The organism is Gluconobacter sp. P1D12_c (assembly GCF_018812105.1).
Lineage (GTDB): Bacteria > Pseudomonadota > Alphaproteobacteria > Acetobacterales > Acetobacteraceae > Gluconobacter > Gluconobacter oxydans_A.
Window position 1 is genome coordinate 1 of record NZ_JACSIQ010000211.1, and the last position, 571, is coordinate 571.

Genomic DNA, 571 nt, shown 5'->3' on the forward strand with positions numbered 1-571 from the left:
CAGCATCCCATCTTCTAAGACGCTACCCCCACCTCTACCCATGTGAGATATCGTGTAAGTGTCAAGCATATATGCTTTTGCGGAATCATCCACCGCATTGATATCCCTGTTGCCAAGCTCCCACGAACCACGCAACGCAAACAGATTACGCCCCGTTAGAGCATCGCATCCAATTTTTTGGAGTTTTTCGATAACCTGCTGATGGTGTCGCTTAGAGACAACTTCAATGAGTTCGAGAGCCTTTTTGCCGAGTTCAGTGTCAGGCGTCTGCGTATAATTCTGGACCATAAGACAGGGTTCAGAGACGTTATAGAAAGCATGATGCGGGAGCATCAGCCCAACAATCTTATTCTCCATCTGCTCGAATTTTATTTCATCACCAACGATGACACGACCATCAAGAGAAGGCTCAACACAGAGAGCCATAGCAATATCGGGCCCGAACATATCCAATGATTTAGGGACACCTATCGTGGCTTCGCCTTCATCACGCTTCGTGAAAAGCTCAGCATCATTGATGACACGCTTCTTCATCATCTTCAGAGATCCATCAGACTGATCTCGAACGATG

1 protein-coding gene is annotated in these 571 nt (G+C 46.9%); it reads right to left on the reverse strand.

Going from position 1 to position 571, the window contains the following annotated elements; translation table 11 throughout:
- The coding region (locus KP705_RS16385) for a hypothetical protein (protein ID WP_215765017.1) at nt 1-537 on the reverse strand (537 nt) is incomplete at its 3' end.
- Nucleotides 538-571 lie beyond the last annotated feature (34 nt).